The organism is Brevibacillus panacihumi, from assembly GCF_003710985.1.
GTDB lineage: Bacteria > Bacillota > Bacilli > Brevibacillales > Brevibacillaceae > Brevibacillus > Brevibacillus panacihumi.
Genome location: NZ_RHHT01000083.1, coordinates 1 through 17929, shown reverse-complemented (window position 1 = coordinate 17929; position 17929 = coordinate 1). Strand labels below are relative to the sequence as shown.

Genomic DNA, 17929 nt, shown 5'->3' with positions numbered 1-17929 from the left:
TTAGGCAATGGACGTCATCGGATGCTTTACATGCACCGGATACGGAATCTTCCCATTCGTCTTTACAAACAAGCCCGTATTCACGCTTATACTCTCAGTCTCGATCCCTTCCTCATCCGGAGTAAAGTGAAACATGATTTTTTTCGTCTCGGGCCCTGCCAGTTTTCGCACAAGCGTCAGGAGGCTGACCTTCTGCTTGCCGAGCCAATCATAGAGATGCAAGCAGTCGCCCTCCTGCTTATAGATCGCGATCACGTCTTTTTCCTCCAGGTAATACAGTTCCTGAGGGAAGACATACAAAGCATAAAACATGAAAATGCCTGGGCAGTTGTCCGTTCCAAAACGCTGGGAAACAGGCACCCTCTGTGCCGCGAATTGGGCAACCAGATCCAGGTCTTCCGTTTGATTGAGGTCCAGCTTCCGTATCCCTGTGAGCCCTTCGATATAGCCGGGGGTATAGGACATGGAAAATTGATGCTCCTCCACAGGCTGGAAACCAAACTTGGGATAAAAATCGAGTACTGTGTCGTTGGCAAAAAGGTACATGAAATCATACTGATCTTCATACTCTGCCAAAACGAGATTCATCAATTTTGCCGACAACCCCCGTTTTCGGAAATCCGGGTGCGTCATGACGGTACCGATCTGAATCGCTGTTTTCTTCTCGCTATTTATCACGAAGGAAAGAAGGTTTACAGAGACGTTGGCTACGACTTGATCGCCGTGAATCAAGGAATAAGGAATATACCGTTCATTCCAAAAGCCTTTTTGGTACCATTCTTCAAAATGGATGCCAAAGGTCTGGGATGCGAGTTCGGAGAAGCTTTCTCGAAGGGTATCGTTATGTTTGTAATCCTTGGCAAAGATCAATTCTTGCATGCTCGCTACTCCTCCTCGAAACACCCGTTACTTGCCGCGGCGCTTCGCTTTCGCCTTTTGAATTCGTATCTCCCGCTGCCTTTCCTTCCTATCTTCCCGTTGCTGACGTGCAGCGCCCTGCTTCTCTTTCTTTCTCTTTTCATACTCCATCTTCAGGGCTTCCTGCGCAAACGAGGAGATTCCCTTCTTCGACATCTCTCGGGCTGCTTGTCTAGCTACTCTCTTTGGATTGATTTTTCGCTCTGTGAGAGTTATACCGATGACTTCCTGAGACATTCGACTGATCACTGCGTCCAGTTCATTCAGGATGAACGACAGCACTTCCTGATCTTTGGGTTCAGAACCAAAAACAAAGCGGCCTGCCTTTACCCTGTCGCCATCTTGTACCTCTACCACCCCTACCCAAAATTGACCATCAAAATAAACGGTAAGCTTCATGTTGCTTCCCCCTCTGAAAAATATACGGAGACGACGGACATCCCGAGGGGGGAAGGTTACTGACATGGACACTGTCATCTTCGTGACCATGCGTCCGGACTACCAACCGAACCGTGTTTTTTCGTATCCGTTGCACGAGTGCTGGACGTATTGTATCATGGATTACCAGAAAATTCATTCTCTAGCAAAGGGAAATCGTCCTATCTCTAAGCAATCGAAAGGTAGCAAAATGACACACGAAACCTTTTTACAAAACGTAAGACAACTGGTGCATATGCATCAAAATGGCCTTCTAGGCGGTGAAGTGATGCCTGAGGATGCCCTGATCGGGATCGTTCCAGACGAGGATTTGCCGAATGTGTTGACGCTGGCGATGTCCCTGAATTACCAGCGGAATGCCTACACACTCTGGCAATCAGTGGCACATGCTTATCAGGACGAAGGCACTCGCTGGATCTTTCGTCCCCTGGCAGCATCTGCTGGTGACAGAGAGGAGCTGCGCAGTGCGCTGCTTCGACATCGTGTCGCGCTTCAGCCCAATCGCCATCCCGAGATCTGGCAAAAGGTCGCGCAGGGCATTTCCGATTTCTCTCCAGACGGAAGCGTTGCCGGAATGCTGGAGTCTGTCGACTACGACATCGCCGCGCTGATCGACCTGATGCAAGTCCGGCGCAAATCCTCTTTTCCCTATTTGTCCGGGCCCAAAATCTTTCATTACTGGCTGTACGTCCTGGAATCTTATGCAGGTATTTCCTGGAAATCTCGCGAACTGATTACGATTGCACCGGATACGCATATTTTGCAAGCAAGTGTCCAACTGGGGCTTTGTTCTGAAAAGGTCTTAAACGGCAGCACCAGCGACCGCCAGGAAGTAGCGTCAGCTTGGGAGACGGCATTGAAAGGCAGCGATTTTGCCCCGATCGACGTGCATACCCCTTTGTGGCTGTGGAGTCGAGCCGGCTTCCCGCCGCTTGTCGGTCAATCCTGCTAAGCATATTCATGGGGAAAAGAGGGATTTTTTCAGATGATCAGAGCGGTTCTATTTGATCTGGATAACACTCTGCTCGACAGGGATGCTTCCTTGCTGCGTTTCATTCACGGTCAGCACGATCGCTTTCAGCCCTTTCTCGGACATATCTTACGAGGCGACTTTGTAAATCGATTTGTCGAGCTTGATGCCCATGGATATGTATGGAAAGACGTCGTCTACCAGCAATTGATTGAGGAATTCGGAATACATGGGATATCCGCAGAAGAACTTCTGGATGATTATGTCACGCGTTTTCATTTTCACTGTGTGCCAGTCCCCCACCTGACGGAGACATTCAAGCATCTGCTACAACAACAATTCAAACTGGGTCTCATCACCAACGGCTATACCCAATTTCAAATGAGCAATATTCGCGCGCTGGGCATCGAACCCTACTTTTCGGCAATTTTGGTATCAGAACAGATAGGGCGTAAGAAACCAGACCCGAGCATTTTTTTGCATGCCCTGGAATTGCTCGGCGTCTCCCCAGAAGAAAGCCTATATGTTGGCGATCATCCGATCAACGATGTACAGGCTTCCAAGCAGGTTGGTATGATCAGTGTCTGGAAGCAAAATCACCATTGGCCTTCGCCCGAAAGTGCTGATTTTGTCATCGACGCTTTGGCGGAGCTTATCACTCTGACGGATCAACTGACGTAATCAACAGATGAATAACAAACAAGAAATGCTGGAGATGTATCCTCAAGCCAAATACCTTCCGCTCAAGCGAAAGGTATTTTTTTACTTGAAAATCGACACTCGTGTCGTTTATACTAAAACCAGAAATAACGACAAATGTGTCGTTTTAATAGAGAAGGTGAGAACATGGCACCAAAAGTCAGTGAGGAGTATAAACGCCAAAAAAAAGCAGAGCTGTTGCGAGCAGCAAAGCAGGTTTTTATCAAAAAAGGCTACACGAATGCCACGATGCAGGACATCCTCGAGGAAGCAGGTGTATCGCGCGGTGCTTTGTACGCCTACTTCGACAATCTGGAGCACGTCTACATCGAACTTCTCCGGCACGAAGACCAGCAAGACATCCTTTCATTCACTCCGGATGACGAACTCACATCCTGGCAGCAATTCACCTCCTGGCTAGACAAGCAGCGAATGCAAATCAAGCAGATTGACCAATCCCTTCTCGTGGCCAATTCGGAGTTTTTCTTGTCCGTCAAGGAAAACAAATCAGGCTACCCCTACATCACGGATCGCTACCAACGATTAGTCGAGGTGTTCATTGCCTTTGTCCAAGCAGGTGCCGAACGCGGAGATCTGGCCCCCCGCTTCCCGGCAGATTCGATTGCCCGTTTCCTTATTTCCTTCATCGACGGCCTGATGCTGGACACCGCTCACTTGGGTCAAGACAATACCGATGTGGATGAGCAGTGTGACCTGCTTTTGTTTTCATTAAAAGAAATGCTGCGTCCCGTGGCAGCAGAAGAGAAACCCTAAACCTAGAGGAGTTGAGTCCAGATGTTGTTTGAATCGGAACGGATATCCTTTCGCAAAATGACCCTAGAGGATATCCCGATCTACCATTCCTGGAGAAATGATCTGGAGGTCATGCGAACGACCCTTCCGGCGTTGGATCTGCATTCCTATGAGGGTACCGCGGATTTCGTCACACAGGTGATCCTCGGATCGACCACGTCCAAAAGCTATCTCATTCTCGAAAAAGAAACGCAGAAGCCAATCGGCATCACTTCTCTGGTCTACATCGATCCCAAGAACCGCAATGCCGAATGCATCATCGATATCGGCGAGAAAGCGTACTGGGGCAAAGGGTACGGCAAGGAGGCCCTGCAGCTGTTGCTGGACTACGCCTTTCTAGAGATGAATCTGCACCGGGTATCGCTTCGTGTATTTTCTTTCAATGAAAATGCGATATCGCTGTATGAAAAGCTGGGCTTCAAACACGAGGGAAGATCGCGCCAAGCTATGTTCAGGGAAGGAAAATGGCATGACATCCTTCACATGGGAATCTTGCAGGAAGAATGGTAAACGGGCGTGCCTATTGGGGCCGCCCGTCCTTTCCTTTCACTTGCGCACGATGATACTTCTTCAATTCCTTTGCCAGCAGCGAACGCCGAAATCCTTTTTGGGCCAAAAATTCCTTGATCTCTTCTACACTCATGTAGGACAGGCGGATGTGGTAATAGTTGATATGTTCAATCACGGCGAAAGAAAACAACAATAAAAACCAATAAAAATCAGCGGCAAAGACGCAGCATTGGTAGATCAGAACCAAGATCCCGATGCAGATCAGGAGCAAATTGCTCTTTTTGAAAAACGCAAACAGCCTCAATTGATGATCAGGAAGGCTGGAGAACGACTTGTTCTTCACCTGCCTCCATTTCAAAAACCAGTAATATCCTCCTTGAAGCAAGATCCACTCCAGCAGAACAAACGCGTAGAGAGACGGAGCGGAAGTCAAATAGACCTCGAATCCCTCGAGCAAATACAAGTACAGGACCCATAGCACGGCAAACATCAAAGCCGCAAACCACTCACCGGCGAACAATCCGAACAGCTTTTTCTTCACTTTGTTATGCATGCGCTTCTTACTCATGAAACAATTCATCCAATACTATTTTTCTGTTTTCGAGAAAGCGTCTAGTAATGATGTAATGCAACGTGTCCTCATACTGAATCTCTTCTACAGGTTGTTCATCAAAATTCAAGATTTGCGCATTGGGATAGCCAAGCAAGATCGGGGAATGGGTAGCAATGATAAATTGGGCGCTTTTCTCCAGGTCCTTTATGATTCGCAACAGCGCCAGTTGTCGCGCAGGTGAAAGGGCCGCTTCGGGCTCGTCCAACAGGTATATCGCCTTTTCCCCAAAACGATGGGTAAAAAGAGACAGAAATGCTTCTCCATGTGATTGCTGATGCAAGGAACGTCCCCCGTAGTATTGCAGGCTTGACGGCATCGTGTCCATATGAGAGGCAAAGTGATAAAAAGTCTCTGCCCTGAGAAAAAAGCCGTTCGTCATTTTGGGCATCCACGAGAGGCGAATGTTCTCGCCCAAAGCAGAATCAGCAGAGTCTACCTCATAGTAGTTATTTTTTCCTCCACCTGCCGTATGAAAGCCACATTGATAAGCAATCCCCTCAAGAATCGTCGATTTTCCGGAACCATTTTCTCCGACAAAAAATGTAACGTTGGTTCGAAAGGAAAGCGAGGTTAAACTTTTTATTGCTGGTATGGAAAAGGGATAGCGATTGGGATCCGAATTTCCACTTCTCAAAATCTCAAGGCTTCGTAAGTACATGAAACTCCCCTCCCAACATTTTGTTCATGGATTCAACCCTCATCATTATTTTCAAGATACTCTTTGCTTTGCCATTTTTCAAACCAAACCATCCTTGTTCATGTTATATTTGTCTGGGGTGTCTTTTTCCCCTCGATCTGTTTTGAAGGAGTTGCTTTTTTCCATGATCATCCAATTCATTCGTTACCGTTAATGAGAGGTGCAGGAAGGCAGGCTCAAGTCATTTTTTTTGGAAAATGACCTGGGTTTCTTTCACTGTGCCTTTTTCATTCTCGAAAACGAATGAAGGGGTGCTTTTTTATGTCCAAAAACGAAAACAACCTGGAGCGTTTCCAGCTGCTCGCTCAACATGAGCATGTATTCGCTTGTCCGCTATGTTTCAATCCGCTGAAGGTCATTGCCTATAAAAGCTTTGTTTGCTCGAGCGGACATTGCTTTGATTTTGCCAAACAAGGTTACGTGAATTTGCTGACGCGTCCTTATCAAACCAAATATGACACGTCCTTGTTTGCGGCTCGACAACACATGAATGCCATTGGTTTTTTTGAACCGTTGATATCTAGAATCAGCGAGAGCATCCTTCGGCTCATGCAGCCACACCATGAGTCTTTGCGCATTCTGGATGCAGGATGCGGGGAAGGCTCCCATCTGAAGTCGATACAAAATCAGATCCGGGAGCGAGCAAAAATCGCCCCCTTGGGTGTTGGTCTCGATCTTTCCAAGGAGGGAATCAAGATGGCCGCGAGGGGAACTTCCAACGCCATCTGGTGCGTGGCCGATCTCGCCAGATGTCCGGTCATGGAGCGTTCCTTCTCCGTGATCCTGAATCTATTGTCGCCCTCCAATTATGCTGAGTTTCATCGCATCATGGCAGACGACGGCATCGTGATCAAGGTGATTCCGGAAAGCGATTATCTGCAAGAAGTAAGAGCTGCGCTTAATCCGAATGCTTCGCGGAAAACGTATTCGAACGAGAAGATACGCGAGCTGTTCAAACGTCATTTTGCGCTCTTGGAGATGGAGCGTGTGGCATACCGTATTGCTTTGAAAAAGGAGCAACTGCACCATCTCGTACAAATGACTCCGCTGTCATGGGGCGCATCAGAATCCCTTGTTCAACAATGGATGAATCAGGAACAGGCTGAAATCACCGTTGATTTTTCGATTATGTACGGAAAGAAAAGATAAATGAAAGGCAGAAAGGAGCAGCTTTGCATAAACAGGCTTGCTCCTTTCTTTTCCTTTCTTTGAATCTCCCAAACCTACCGACTCCTCCCCTTCCATCCCCAGAAACGTTAATTCCTTAATAGTTATTCACGCTCAAGTTATAGATAATAAATGTAACATTTTATACTTCTACTTACTTCGAAGGGAGAATTAACTGAATGTTCAAATTTGCGCGACCACGTATTTTTCTGTCTTTCCTCTGCTGTTTGCTGCTCCTCGCCGGGTGTGGCTCGAACTCCGCAAGCGGCCCCGCAAGCTCCGCAGGCTCGTCCTCGGGTCCCGTGGAACTGAAATTGGTCAGCTTTTTGGCTCTGGATCACCCCTTCCCCAAAGACATGATTCCGCTGTGGAAGGAAAAGGTGGAAAAAGAATTGAACGGCGCCGTGACCATACGGGTAGTAGGTGGACCCGAATCGCTGCCGGTCGGCGATCAGTTTGATGCCGTGCGCAATGGGGTTGTCGATATTGGCTTCAACGTCAGTTCCTACTACGGCCATCTCATGCCGGAATCGCACTCTTTGAACCTCTCTCCCTTCACGCCGGCGGAAGAGCGGGAGAACGGCTATTTTGACTACATGTCTGATCGCTTCAAGCAAAACAATCTGGTCTACCTGGGCCGCTGGTTGAGCGAGTCTCCTTACTACTTCTGGACCAACAAGAAAATTCAAGCGCTGGACGAGCTGAAAGGCAGCAAATTCCGCTCCAACTCTACTTACCATGAAGTCATGCTGGCTCTGGATATGGTCCCGATGGAGGTGAACCCAGGCGACGTCTATACGTCTCTCGAACGCAAAATGGTAGACGGCTTTGGTTTTCCGCTCCTCGGACCGCGTCTGAACGGTTGGACAGAGGTAACCAAATACCTGATCGACGAGCCTTTTTTAAACCAGAACGCGACCATCCTGATGAACGTCAAGTCTTTCGAGTCGCTTTCGCCAGAGAATCAACAAAAGCTTCTCGCCCTGACCAAGGATTTTGAAACAGAAATGGTCGAGTACTTCAAAAAGGAAAACGAAAAAGAAAAGCAAACCCTGCAAGAAAAAGGCGTGGAGCTGATCAAGCTCAGCCCGGAGGACAGCCAAAAGTTCCAGGAAATCGTAAAAAGAGAGAAATGGGGCGTACTGGAGAAAGCTGTTCCCGATCAGGTCAATGAGCTGAAGAAGCTGCTGAAATACAATCCGTGAGCCCAGCCGACGCATAGAGGAGTGACAAAATGTGAAGAACACCCTTTTCAGATGGCTCGACAACATCGAAAATGCGTTTGCCGTCCTCGCCTGTATCCTGCTTCTGTTTGCCACCTTCTCCATCGGGGCCCAAGTCATTTCCCGCACCTTTTTCGACTATCCGCTGCTTTGGGTCGATGAGGTGAATGCCTATATCCTGGTCTACCTGCCCTTTTTGGCGGGGGCTTGGCTGGCGCGCAGCAGCGGCCACATCGCAGTCGATATCATCGAGGGCATGCTGTCCCCGCGATTGCGCGCCTACAATGACATGCTGGTCGCGCTGATCGGCATTGCAGTGAGCGCAGTGCTGTTCTGGTACGGCACGCTGGTCTCGATTGATCACTACGTCCGCGATATTCGCAGCATGTCGGTGATCGCGATACCCAAGCTGTACGTAATCGTGATCATTCCGATCGGCTCGCTGCTGCTTGCTCTGGAATTCGCACGCAAGCTGTACCTGGCAACCCTCGCCCGCAAAAAACAGGATGAGGATATCGTCATAACCCCGGATTCACCATCTCTGTTCACCAAAGAACAAGGAATAAAGGAGGGATGATCGTGGACTGGTGGCAAATACTTTTGCTGATTTTTTTCAGTTTGCTTGCTTTGATGATTCTGCGTGTGCCTGTGGCCTTTTCTTTCCTGGCGATCAATATCGTTGCAGCCATTTTTCTCTGGGGAGGGGAAGTGGGGCTTAGACAATTGATGGGAAGCATCGAAAGCTCTCTGGCTACTTTCGCCCTGGCCCCGATTCCGCTTTTTATCCTGATGGGCGAGATCATGTTCCATACGGGAATTGCCCCGAGAATGATCGATACCCTCGACAAGTGGTTTGGAAAAGTTCCGGGGCGATTGAGTTTGCTCGCTGTGACGGGAGGAACCCTGATCTCTACCCTGACAGGTTCGACGATGGCGAGCACCTCGATGCTCGGCTCCACGCTCGTCCCGGAAATGGAGCGGCGCCAGTACAAAAACCAGATGTCGATCGGGCCGATTCTAGGCAGCGGAACCTTGGCTGCCTTGATCCCGCCAAGCGCTTTGGGCGTTCTGCTCGCTTCGATGGGACAAATCTCCATCGGCGCGTTTATGATCGCGATCATCCTGCCCGGTGTTCTGATGGCGATATTGTTCGGGCTGTATATTATCATCCGGGCCAAGCTTCAACCCGAGCTGGCACCGCATTATGATGTCGCGTCCATTCCGTTCTCGGAAAAAATCAAGGCAACCGTCGTCTACATCTTCCCGTTATCCCTGATTATCTTCCTCGTCGTGGGACTGATGTTCTTGGGCGTCGCTACCCCGACCGAAGCAGCCGCGATGGGCTCGATCGGCAGTCTGCTGCTCGCTGCCTACTACAAGCAGTTGAATTTCCATACGCTGAAGCTGGCGTTGATCGGCACACTCAAGATTTCCGCCATGATGCTGATGATTATTGCCGGATCGACGGGTTTTAGCCAAATCCTGTCCTTTTCCGGGGCGACCAGTGAACTGGTTCGCATGATTGCCAGCCTCGATGTTTCCGTGACGCTGCTCGTGATTGGGATGCTTTTGATCGTGCTTGTGCTCGGCTCCTTCATGGAATCCCTGTCCATTCTCATGGTCTGCCTGCCCATCTTTATCCCGATTGCCAACACGCTGGGCATCGATTTGCTCTGGTTCGCCGCCATGCTGTTGATCACGATTGAAATCGGGACGATCTCTCCACCGTTTGGAACCGGACTGTTCGTGATGAAGGCCGTCGCGCCCAAAGGGGTCAAAATGGGGCAAGTCTACGCGGCAGCTTTCCCATTTATCTGCCTGGATCTGCTGCTAGTCGCCATCATCATGATCTTTCCGCAAATCGCCACCTGGCTTCCAACCTTAATGAGGACCTAGGATTCACACATTTTTCTTCTTCAAACCGATCTGCAGGCTTCTGCCTACAGATCGGTTTTACATTTTTCGTCATCTTTCAACATTTCTGTCGAAAAAAAGGATTACCAGTTCCAACGTGGAATAGTTCTATTCGACTATTCATTCCTACCTTTTTTCCCTAAAGCTCCCTAAAGCAGCGAGGTGTAACAGTTGAACGCCCGTTTTCGACTTAAACTGACGTTTACCATGATTGTCTTTGCCTTCACGATTTCCTTTACCATCGCTACTAGCGATTACCTGCGGATGCGCGAACGTGCCATTGAAAACAAGCAAAACCAGGTTGAGCAGGACGAACAAATGGCCAAATACGCATTGGAGACCATCGAAAAGGCCTACTATGTTTTTGGCGACAACATAGCGAACAAAATGAAAGACGCCTCGATCCAGATCCTGGACATGTACGAGAAGAATCCTTCCTTTGAAACCTGGGACTTCGACTCTCTCAAACGCCAGTTTTCATTCGATGTTTACGTCATCGACAGCAACAACGTCATTCTCCACAGTACGTTCAAGCAAGATATCGGCATGGATTTCAATGCCTGCTGCGGGAAATTGGCCAAGGTGCTGGATGAATACCGTAATAACGGCCAGTTTTTCCACGATGGGATGGACCTCGAACAAAAGACTGGCGTCATCAAAAAATACAGCTACATGCCGACACGAGATAAAAAGTACATTATCCAGCTGGGCTACTCTCTGCAAGAGGGGGACATTTTTCACAAGTTCAATTTTCTGTCTACGATCGACCAGCTCGTTCAAAGGTCGCCATCCATCTACGAAATCAACGTCCTGAATATTGGAGGATACAAACTGGGAGATCCTTTTGCCATACAGCGAAAGCTCCCTCCGGAACGCAGAAAAGCGTTCGAAACAACACTGACGACAGGAACAACAACCGAATGCGAGGATTTGTGGAACAATGAACCCGCCATCTATCGCTATGTTCACTATATATCGGAGTATGACGAAGGTACCACGAAGAGCAAAGTCCTGGAAATCGTCTATCACGACATGGATTTGCAAGTGATCCAGAACGATTACAGAAACCAGTTTATCTTCCAGCTTTTGATTATTCTGATTATCACAATCATTCTCTCTTCCTTAATATCGCGTTGGGTTGCAAGACCGATGTACCTGGCCTTTCACGACAGCCTGACAGGACTGAACAACAGAGCGGCTTTTGACGAACGACTGAAGGCGGCGATCTCCAAGAAGCATGAACAATCAGCGCTGCTTATGATCGATCTGGACAATTTCAAGCTGGTCAATGACCATTTGGGCCATGATATAGGCGATCACTTGTTGCAATGCGTGGCCCAAGTCCTGCGCAAAGTGGCGCGCCCCATGGATACGCCGATCCGGCTTGGCGGTGACGAATTCGTCCTGATCATGCCCTCTGCGGGCAGGACGGAAGCAGAAGAAACAGCCAGGCAGCTGATTGATGCCATTCTGGTGTCGACGGCGGAGGAAATTCAGTTGGACGGTGAAAAAGTGACGGTCAGCATCGGCATTGCGCTTTTTCCTGAGGACGGTCTGAACCCGGACATGCTGTACAAGCGGGCAGACCAAGCCTTGTACGATTCCAAGAAAAAAGGGAAAAACCAGTTCAAATTCTACAGTTGAGCGCAGCCAATACCGATTTGCTAGCAAACTGTCAGACAGCCTGTGATGACGAAGAACCGTTGTCCAGGCTGTCGTTGTTGTCAGTTGCGTTCACCATGGAAATCGCTGTAAAATTGCTGCATGGGAGTGAATGCTTGTTCGCATGAGACTCCCTCACGATCTTTACAAGTCCTGAGAAAGCCTGATCATGTCTATCACCTGAATGCCGTTCTCGAAGATGGCCTCATCGTAATGCCGCAGGAAGAAGTCTCGATCGACCCCCGTTATCCGAAATCCGCATTTTTGGTACAAAGCAAGCTGACCCACGCTGGAGTTGCCAGTGCCGATTTCCATCGTCTGATAACCGGCCTCCCTCCCCTGCTGGATCGCATGCTTCACCAGTTGCTTGCCGATCCCGCTCCCTTGATGCTGTTCTGCCACGGCGATATTGACGAGCTCCACCGTCGCCGGACGAGTCGGCAGCAGCACATAGGTGCCCACGATCTTCTCCCCTGACTCCGCTACATAGCACTCTCCCCTTTTCAGATATTCTTCCACCAGCTTACGGGATGGGTCTGCCAACAGCAGCAAATCCATCGGCGGGCGTTCCGCTGCCCCTAGTCTTCGGATGTTCATTGTTTCTATCTCCTTATACAATAGTTTATAAATGTACTTAGTCTATTAAAATACTAAAACATTATCAACAATAATTAAATCTTCATTACAAATATTTTCACTACATATCTACATGGGTATAGTAAGTAGTAGCTCGAAAGGGGGGAACCCCATCGTGAGAAAAGTGATTTTCATTGCGATGTGTATACTGCTCTGCATCAGTGCAGCGATTACGGGCTGTGAGCAAAACGCCTCCAGCCAAACGAAACGGGAAAAGAAACCCGAAACGTCACCACAACAGCCGCGTGCACAAAAAGTGCTGCGAATGAACCTGTCGATTGAACCGCCTACAGCAGACCCTGCTTTTGCGGAGGATTCCACATCGGCTGCAGTCATTCGCGCGACCTTCGATGGTTTGACGCGCATCGGAGCCGATGGAAGGCCCCAGTTGGCTGTTGCGAAAAAAATGGACGTCTCAGCGGACAGGCTCACGTATACCTTCCACCTGCGCGACAGCAAATGGAGCAATGGCGATCCAGTAACCGCCCATGATTTTGAGTACGCCTGGAAACGCGTCCTCGATCCACGGACCGCATCCATTTACGCCTATCAGATGTACTATCTCAAAAACGGCGAAAAATACAACAATGGACTTGCCTCAGCAGACGAGGTCGGGGTCAAGGCAATCGATGACAAAACGCTTGTCGTCCAGCTTGAGCATCCAACCTCCTATTTCCCGGAGTTGACCGCCTTTGCTACCTATTATCCCGTTTATCGGCCGAAGATCGAGGCCAATTCCCGCTGGGCAGCACACGCAGATACCCATGTGGGCAACGGTCCGTTTAAAATTGAGCAATGGGATCATGATGCAAAGCTGGTTCTCGCTAAAAACGACCAGTATTGGGACAAGGACGCCGTAAAGCTTGACCGTGTGGAATTTTCTATGATTTCGGACGAGAATACCGAGCTGTTTCTCTATGAAAAAGATGAGCTGGATTGGGCTGGGGCTCCGCTCAGCACGTTACCCGCCCAAGCGATTCCGAGCTTGACCGATGCAGGGAAAATCAACACCCAGACGATTGCGGCAGTCTATATGTACAAATTCAATACGCAACAGGTTCCTTTCAACAACGTCAAGATCCGCAAGGCGTTTTCTTACGCCATCAATCGGCAGCTGATCATCGATCAAGTCAGGCAAGGCCATCAGCAGCCGGCGCTGGGCTTCGTTCCCCCTTCGATGGCCGTACAGACGGAACCTTACTTTTTGGACAACGATACGCAGACGGCCAAAAAACTGCTGCAGGAAGGCCTGAACGAGCTGGGTCTTGCCGCCCTGCCTCCCATCACGCTCACGTACAATACCTCTGAGTCGCACAAGCAATTGGCAGAGGCTGTCGCAGAACAGTGGCGACAGGCGTTTGATATCGACGTGAAGCTGGAAGACAAAGAGTGGACCGTATTTCTGGAAGAGCAGCACAAGGGGCTCTATCAGATCTCCAGGTCCGGATGGCTCGGGGATTTTAATGATCCGATCAGCTTCCTGGGCATCTTCCGGGACCGAACAGGCGGGAACAATGACACCGGTTGGGAAAATGAACGCTATCAGGCACTGCTAAAACAATCAGCCGTCGAGATGGACACGCAGAAGCGGAATCAATTGCTCGTACAGGCAGAGCAAATCCTGATGGACGAAATGCCGATCGCCCCCCTCTTCTACTATACCAATTCCTGGGTAAAGCATGACCGCGTCAAAGGCGTGTTTATTGATGGAATGGGAAATCTCGAGCTCAAATGGGGCGACATCGTCAGTTAATAAAATATAAAAAAACGAGGTGATCGAATGAATCTGTTTCTCGTCAGACATTGCAGCGCCGAAGGGCAGGAGGCTGCTGCTCCTTTGACACTTGCGGGGCAGGAACAAGCCATGCGTCTCGCCGACTTTTTGCAGGAAAAAGAGATTGCGAGAATCATCTCAAGTCCATTTCTTCGCGCCCGCCAATCCGTGCAGCCTTTGGCAGACCGTCTCGGTCTCTCTATCGATACGGATGAGCGACTGACGGAGCGGGTGCTATGCGGCGAAAACAATCCCGATTGGCGCACCATGCTCCAGCGCACCTTTGACGACCTGGATCTAGTCTTCACAGGCGGAGAATCCAGCAGAATGGCGATGAACCGCGCCCTCGGCGTGATCAAAGAAGTTACCGCAAGCGGCGAGGGCAACATCGTCCTGGCTACCCATGGCAATCTGCTCTCTTTGCTGCTCAAGCATTATGATGAGCGTACAGGATATGCCGATTGGGAGCGGCTGACCAATCCCGACGTCTACCAATTGTCCTTGTCGCAGGCTCCTGTCAGGCCGGTGCGCATTTGGGAAGCCTAATCCTCGTCTTTTCTTTTTCTGGCCGAAAAAAAGAGAAACAGCGGAATTCTCAGCCTGCGTTGATAGGTTTCCTCCTGGCGAAAATTCGAGCGTACCGGTTTGGATTCTCTTACATGCTCCACGACAAAGCCCGCTTTTTGCAAAGCCAAGAAATACGTCTCAATGGAACGGTGGTACTTGTAGACAGTACCTCCCATCCATTGCTGCTCCCGGTAGCCTTCCGTGAAATAATTGTCCACTACCCAGCTTGTCCGTTGGCCAGAGGGCTGCAAAGTTGACGTAATGACGGGATGCTCGACAGAAAATACGAGCTTGCCGCCGGGCTTTAAAGACTGGTAAAAGTCGTGCAGCAATCGATCCAGATCCTCTACATAATGAATCGCCAGACGGGAGATCACCCGGTCAAAGGCTTCGTGCGGATACTCCCACTCCTCCATCCAGGCTCGAACGACGTTCCCATTGACTCCCTCCAGCGACTTTTGAGCGGCCATCACCATGTTGCCAGAGCCCTCCAAGCCCAGATAAGCCGTACAGCCTAGCTCCAATAACTCTCTCCCGTATCCAGCGTCTCCACAGCCGGCATCAAGAATGCGGAGTCCCGCTACACTCCCCAGCAATTCCTCGAAAACAGGCTTCTCCAGCGTGTCATTGGCGTTTTCCTCGGACTGCCTGCGCTCCATATACCTGGCAAAATTCTCATCCCTGTCGTAAAAATCCGATCCGCGATACCGCATCCTCCGACACTTCCTTCCCTAACGCCACTTCGACTCTACCTTTTCTGCGTACAAGACAAATAACCCTTCTGAACCTAGGCAAGCACGCTACGCCCACCCATGTCATACGATGTACCATTAAATGATATGACAAGGGTGAATTCAAAAATGAATTGGTATATGCCTGCAGCTTACGGATACGATCCGCGCTTCGTGTCCTCCTCGTATGCCTATGCACCGACCCAAGCCTACGCCGAGATCCAGGGCGGCCCCCTGGCTCCCGACCTGCAAGGCTTTGTGGTGTTTACCGATGTCCCTTATGGCACGGATGTATTTGTCGAAGTGAGCGGTCTTCCTTCCAGTGAAGGCCAACAGCCGATCGGGCCCTTTTTTGGCTTCCATCTGCATGACAAAGGCTCTTGCGCCGTCGGTGATCCTGCCAATCCCTTTCTGGCATCGGGCGAACACTGGAACCCTACCAACCAGCCCCACCCCCATCACGCGGGAGATCTGCCTGTACTCCTGTCCAATGGCGGTTACGCCCGAATGAATGTTTTCACCAATCGCTTCCGTGCGGCAGATGTGATCGGAAAAACGGTCGTCATCCACCAGAACCCTGATGATTACCGCACTCAGCCAGCCGGCAACTCCGGAAAACGCCTGGCATGCGGACTGATCGTAGCCGGTTAACAAACAAAAAAGAGAGAAGAGCATTTCCCGGCGCTGAAATGTTCTTCTCTTTTTTAGGTACTTTCTACTAATCGACGTAGGTATTTATTCCGATAAAACAAGTAATTCATCTAATAAAGGAGTCATACAACTATGAACCGATTGCAAAAATGGATCAGCCTCGCAAGCATCATTCTACTTTTTGTGTCCACTCTCGGCATTAGCAGTGCCAAGGCCTCTTGCTATGCCATCCGCAATCCTTTAGCTCCCGTATTGAAGGAAGTCATACTCGATGCAGACGGCAATCTGTCTGCCTATGTCCGGGTTGAACCGGAATATCTGGAACACATGGAACTGGTCTTTATGGACAAGCGGGGAAGAGAGCAATGGCGAATCCCGGTGAACACCGTAGCGAAACAAAGAGCCGAAACCGTCACAGCCACAGATCTGCAAGGCCAAGAAATTCAAGTCAAAGTAAAAACTGGTGAGATCCGCATCTCCAATGAAGAGCTGAACGAGCTGTCAGAAGATGCAAAAGTGTATCTGGAAGTACGAAACTATGAAATAAAAGAAAAGAAAACCTCAGGTGAATATTTTATCGATCCTATCATTTCTGAAGAGGCATGCGGCAAATTCACCCTGCAATCGGAAGAAGAATCCATTTATTTTACGAAGAGCAAAGAAAGCGTTTTTCCTGGCTATGTGAAAATCTCTGAGGGTTCGATCCAGATCGTCATAAACCTGACGACTGAATACGAGAAGGCAAAGTTTACTCTCGTCGTACTCAATGAAAATGGACAAGTCGTCAAGCGGATTCCTGTTCAAACCAAGAACCCGACTCTGTCCTCCAAAAGCCTGTCTCTGCCTGCAGGTACGTACACTGTCCAGCTTGAGATGGCAAACGGCGGCAGCAAAACCTATTCCGAAAGCGTAAAATGGGTCATTTCTGCGCCAAAAGTAGAATTCTCCATTCCAAGCGGAGCGCAATTTCCCGGGAATGTCTCAATCAACAGCAACGGTACGATTAAAGTGACACTCAAAGTGTCCAGTTCCTATCAAGTCTACGAATACTATCTGGTTGTAGTGGATGCTTGGGGCAACGAAGTGCGTCGCGTGTCCATCGATCCGTCCAATGTCAATCAAATCATTTCGAACCTCAATCTGACCACCGGGGGCTATACGCTCTACATCGAAGTCATCGATCCGGCAAGCCAAGAGTATGCGCAATCACTGTCTGCCTTCTATACAGTGAATACATCTGGACAGATCATTGTCTTCATTGACGGGGAATTGCAAAATTACAGCAAGCCGCCGGTGAAAATCAACTCGCGGGTTCTCGTTCCTATGCGCGCTGTCTTTGAAGCGTTTGGAGCGAAGGTAGATTGGGATGAAGCGACACAAAGCGTCACAGCCACACGGGGCAACGACGTCATCAAGCTGACCATTGGTTCCAAAACGGCATATAAAAATGGGCAGCCCATTACCATGGACGTGCCCGCCATTCTGTACAACAATGAGACAACCATGGTTCCCATCCGTTTTGTCAGTGAAGCTTTGGGAGCAAAAGTAAGCTGGGATGGCTATTCCAACTCCGTCGTTATCAGCAACTAAGCTCGCTTTTTTTCGGTAGTGGTCGTCCTGCTGTAGTGGAGCGGAGGAAAAAGGGAAAAACGCTTTAGGCGGGTTGGGATCTTTGCTGGGGGTCATCCCTGGCTGGCTGCACTCCAAAGGCGGAACCGCGGCCAAAAGCAGCCGATTCCAGAAGTATTTCAGGGTTGGCCGCTGAAACCGTGTTCCGCCTTTTCCGTTGCGCCTGGGTCAAGATCCCAAATGCCTTGAGCTTTTTTTCCCTTTTTCCTCGACCAGCTTATGCTGGTCCCCCGTCCTAAAAAGTTCTATAAAAAGAAGATAAAAAAGAAGATAAAAAAAGGGGCGAATCTATCGCCCCTCAGACTGATGAGAAACCC

The 17929-nt window shown here is 49.5% G+C and carries 19 protein-coding genes; 13 read left to right on the top strand and 6 right to left on the bottom strand.

Annotated features, from left to right (window positions below; translation table 11 throughout):
• Window positions 1–879 carry a GNAT family N-acetyltransferase gene (locus tag EDM58_RS24895; protein WP_122915730.1) on the bottom strand — a complete coding sequence of 293 codons (879 nt, stop codon included), beginning with the start codon at window positions 877–879 and terminating at the stop codon, window positions 1–3.
• A 27-nt stretch (window positions 880–906) separates the two neighbouring features.
• The gene (locus EDM58_RS24890) at window positions 907–1317 is read right to left on the bottom strand and encodes a YjdF family protein (RefSeq protein WP_122915729.1); all 411 of its coding nucleotides are present in this window, start codon (window positions 1315–1317) and stop codon (window positions 907–909) included.
• 307 nt (window positions 1318–1624) lie between these two features.
• On the opposite strand from EDM58_RS24890, the gene EDM58_RS24885 reads away from it, so the two are divergent.
• The 4 genes from EDM58_RS24885 to EDM58_RS24870 all read left to right on the top strand — a co-directional run bounded on the left by EDM58_RS24885 (window position 1625) and on the right by EDM58_RS24870 (window position 4348).
• Entirely contained in the window at window positions 1625–2308 is a 684-nt protein-coding gene (locus tag EDM58_RS24885; protein ID WP_246001051.1) for a hypothetical protein, read from the top strand.
• Between the two features lie 33 nt (window positions 2309–2341).
• Window positions 2342–3007, top strand: coding sequence for an HAD family hydrolase (locus EDM58_RS24880; RefSeq protein ID WP_122915728.1), 666 nt, complete (start codon window positions 2342–2344; stop codon window positions 3005–3007).
• 165 nt (window positions 3008–3172) lie between these two features.
• Window positions 3173–3799: a TetR/AcrR family transcriptional regulator gene (locus EDM58_RS24875; RefSeq protein WP_122915727.1), complete on the top strand. Its 627-nt coding sequence runs from the start codon at window positions 3173–3175 to the stop codon at window positions 3797–3799.
• A gap of 21 nt (window positions 3800–3820) precedes the next feature.
• Window positions 3821–4348, top strand: coding sequence for a GNAT family N-acetyltransferase (locus EDM58_RS24870; RefSeq protein ID WP_122915726.1), 528 nt, complete (start codon window positions 3821–3823; stop codon window positions 4346–4348).
• Between the two features lie 10 nt (window positions 4349–4358).
• On the opposite strand, the gene EDM58_RS24865 is transcribed toward EDM58_RS24870, so the two are convergent.
• Window positions 4359–4916 carry a hypothetical protein gene (locus tag EDM58_RS24865; protein ID WP_246001049.1) on the bottom strand — a complete coding sequence of 186 codons (558 nt, stop codon included), beginning with the start codon at window positions 4914–4916 and terminating at the stop codon, window positions 4359–4361.
• Window positions 4909–5619 (bottom strand): AAA family ATPase, encoded by a 711-nt coding sequence (locus tag EDM58_RS24860; RefSeq protein ID WP_122915725.1) that lies wholly within the window; start codon window positions 5617–5619, stop codon window positions 4909–4911. Before EDM58_RS24860 ends, EDM58_RS24865 begins: the two co-directional genes overlap by 8 nt.
• Before the next feature lie 300 nt (window positions 5620–5919).
• On the opposite strand from EDM58_RS24860, the gene EDM58_RS24855 reads away from it, so the two are divergent.
• The 5 genes from EDM58_RS24855 (at window position 5920) to EDM58_RS24835 (ending at window position 11606) form a co-directional block, all read left to right on the top strand.
• On the top strand, window positions 5920–6807 hold the full coding sequence (locus EDM58_RS24855) for a putative RNA methyltransferase (protein ID WP_122915724.1): 888 nt from the start codon (window positions 5920–5922) through the stop codon (window positions 6805–6807).
• A gap of 197 nt (window positions 6808–7004) precedes the next feature.
• Window positions 7005–8030, top strand: a complete 1026-nt coding sequence (dctP, locus tag EDM58_RS24850; RefSeq protein ID WP_122915723.1) for a TRAP transporter substrate-binding protein DctP — start codon at window positions 7005–7007, stop codon at window positions 8028–8030.
• Between the two features lie 31 nt (window positions 8031–8061).
• Window positions 8062–8625 carry a TRAP transporter small permease gene (locus EDM58_RS24845; RefSeq protein ID WP_023556278.1) on the top strand — a complete coding sequence of 188 codons (564 nt, stop codon included), beginning with the start codon at window positions 8062–8064 and terminating at the stop codon, window positions 8623–8625.
• A gap of 2 nt (window positions 8626–8627) precedes the next feature.
• Complete coding sequence (locus EDM58_RS24840; protein WP_183187621.1) at window positions 8628–9944, top strand: TRAP transporter large permease; 1317 nt, start codon at window positions 8628–8630, stop codon at window positions 9942–9944.
• A gap of 189 nt (window positions 9945–10133) precedes the next feature.
• Entirely contained in the window at window positions 10134–11606 is a 1473-nt protein-coding gene (locus EDM58_RS24835; RefSeq protein WP_122915721.1) for a GGDEF domain-containing protein, read from the top strand.
• A gap of 162 nt (window positions 11607–11768) precedes the next feature.
• Here the strand turns inward: EDM58_RS24835 and EDM58_RS24830 are convergent, their stop codons facing one another.
• Window positions 11769–12221 carry a GNAT family N-acetyltransferase gene (locus EDM58_RS24830; protein ID WP_122915720.1) on the bottom strand — a complete coding sequence of 151 codons (453 nt, stop codon included), beginning with the start codon at window positions 12219–12221 and terminating at the stop codon, window positions 11769–11771.
• A gap of 154 nt (window positions 12222–12375) precedes the next feature.
• Between EDM58_RS24830 and EDM58_RS24825 the strand changes: the two genes are divergently transcribed.
• Together EDM58_RS24825 and EDM58_RS24820 are read left to right on the top strand one after the other, a co-directional pair.
• A complete protein-coding gene (locus EDM58_RS24825; RefSeq protein WP_246001047.1) occupies window positions 12376–14013 on the top strand; it encodes a peptide ABC transporter substrate-binding protein in 1638 nt (545 codons plus the stop codon).
• Window positions 14014–14040: 27 nt separating this feature from the next.
• Window positions 14041–14580, top strand: coding sequence for a histidine phosphatase family protein (locus tag EDM58_RS24820; protein ID WP_122915719.1), 540 nt, complete (start codon window positions 14041–14043; stop codon window positions 14578–14580).
• On the opposite strand, the gene EDM58_RS24815 is transcribed toward EDM58_RS24820, so the two are convergent.
• Entirely contained in the window at window positions 14577–15314 is a 738-nt protein-coding gene (locus EDM58_RS24815) for a class I SAM-dependent methyltransferase (protein ID WP_122915718.1), read from the bottom strand. The genes EDM58_RS24820 and EDM58_RS24815 overlap by 4 nt on opposite strands.
• A gap of 147 nt (window positions 15315–15461) precedes the next feature.
• On the opposite strand from EDM58_RS24815, the gene EDM58_RS24810 reads away from it, so the two are divergent.
• Entirely contained in the window at window positions 15462–15983 is a 522-nt protein-coding gene (locus tag EDM58_RS24810; RefSeq protein ID WP_122915717.1) for a superoxide dismutase family protein, read from the top strand.
• Window positions 15984–16115: 132 nt separating this feature from the next.
• A complete protein-coding gene (locus tag EDM58_RS24805; protein WP_122915716.1) occupies window positions 16116–17573 on the top strand; it encodes a stalk domain-containing protein in 1458 nt (485 codons plus the stop codon).
• Window positions 17574–17929: the final 356 nt, after the last annotated feature.

Excerpts from the sequence above, each read along its gene's own strand:
- EDM58_RS24895 (WP_122915730.1), bottom strand. The coding sequence starts at position 879 with ATGCAAGAATTGATCTTTGCCAAGGATTACAAACATAACGATACCCTT.
- EDM58_RS24890 (WP_122915729.1), bottom strand. The coding sequence starts at position 1,317 with ATGAAGCTTACCGTTTATTTTGATGGTCAATTTTGGGTAGGGGTGGTA.
- EDM58_RS24885 (WP_246001051.1), top strand. The coding sequence starts at position 1,625 with ATGCCTGAGGATGCCCTGATCGGGATCGTTCCAGACGAGGATTTGCCG.
- EDM58_RS24880 (WP_122915728.1), top strand. The coding sequence starts at position 2,342 with ATGATCAGAGCGGTTCTATTTGATCTGGATAACACTCTGCTCGACAGG.
- EDM58_RS24875 (WP_122915727.1), top strand. The coding sequence starts at position 3,173 with ATGGCACCAAAAGTCAGTGAGGAGTATAAACGCCAAAAAAAAGCAGAG.
- EDM58_RS24870 (WP_122915726.1), top strand. The coding sequence starts at position 3,821 with ATGTTGTTTGAATCGGAACGGATATCCTTTCGCAAAATGACCCTAGAG.
- EDM58_RS24865 (WP_246001049.1), bottom strand. The coding sequence starts at position 4,916 with ATGAGTAAGAAGCGCATGCATAACAAAGTGAAGAAAAAGCTGTTCGGA.
- EDM58_RS24860 (WP_122915725.1), bottom strand. The coding sequence starts at position 5,619 with ATGTACTTACGAAGCCTTGAGATTTTGAGAAGTGGAAATTCGGATCCC.
- EDM58_RS24855 (WP_122915724.1), top strand. The coding sequence starts at position 5,920 with ATGTCCAAAAACGAAAACAACCTGGAGCGTTTCCAGCTGCTCGCTCAA.
- dctP (WP_122915723.1), top strand. The coding sequence starts at position 7,005 with ATGTTCAAATTTGCGCGACCACGTATTTTTCTGTCTTTCCTCTGCTGT.
- EDM58_RS24830 (WP_122915720.1), bottom strand. The coding sequence starts at position 12,221 with ATGAACATCCGAAGACTAGGGGCAGCGGAACGCCCGCCGATGGATTTG.
- EDM58_RS24820 (WP_122915719.1), top strand. The coding sequence starts at position 14,041 with ATGAATCTGTTTCTCGTCAGACATTGCAGCGCCGAAGGGCAGGAGGCT.
- EDM58_RS24815 (WP_122915718.1), bottom strand. The coding sequence starts at position 15,314 with ATGCGGTATCGCGGATCGGATTTTTACGACAGGGATGAGAATTTTGCC.
- EDM58_RS24810 (WP_122915717.1), top strand. The coding sequence starts at position 15,462 with ATGAATTGGTATATGCCTGCAGCTTACGGATACGATCCGCGCTTCGTG.
- EDM58_RS24805 (WP_122915716.1), top strand. The coding sequence starts at position 16,116 with ATGAACCGATTGCAAAAATGGATCAGCCTCGCAAGCATCATTCTACTT.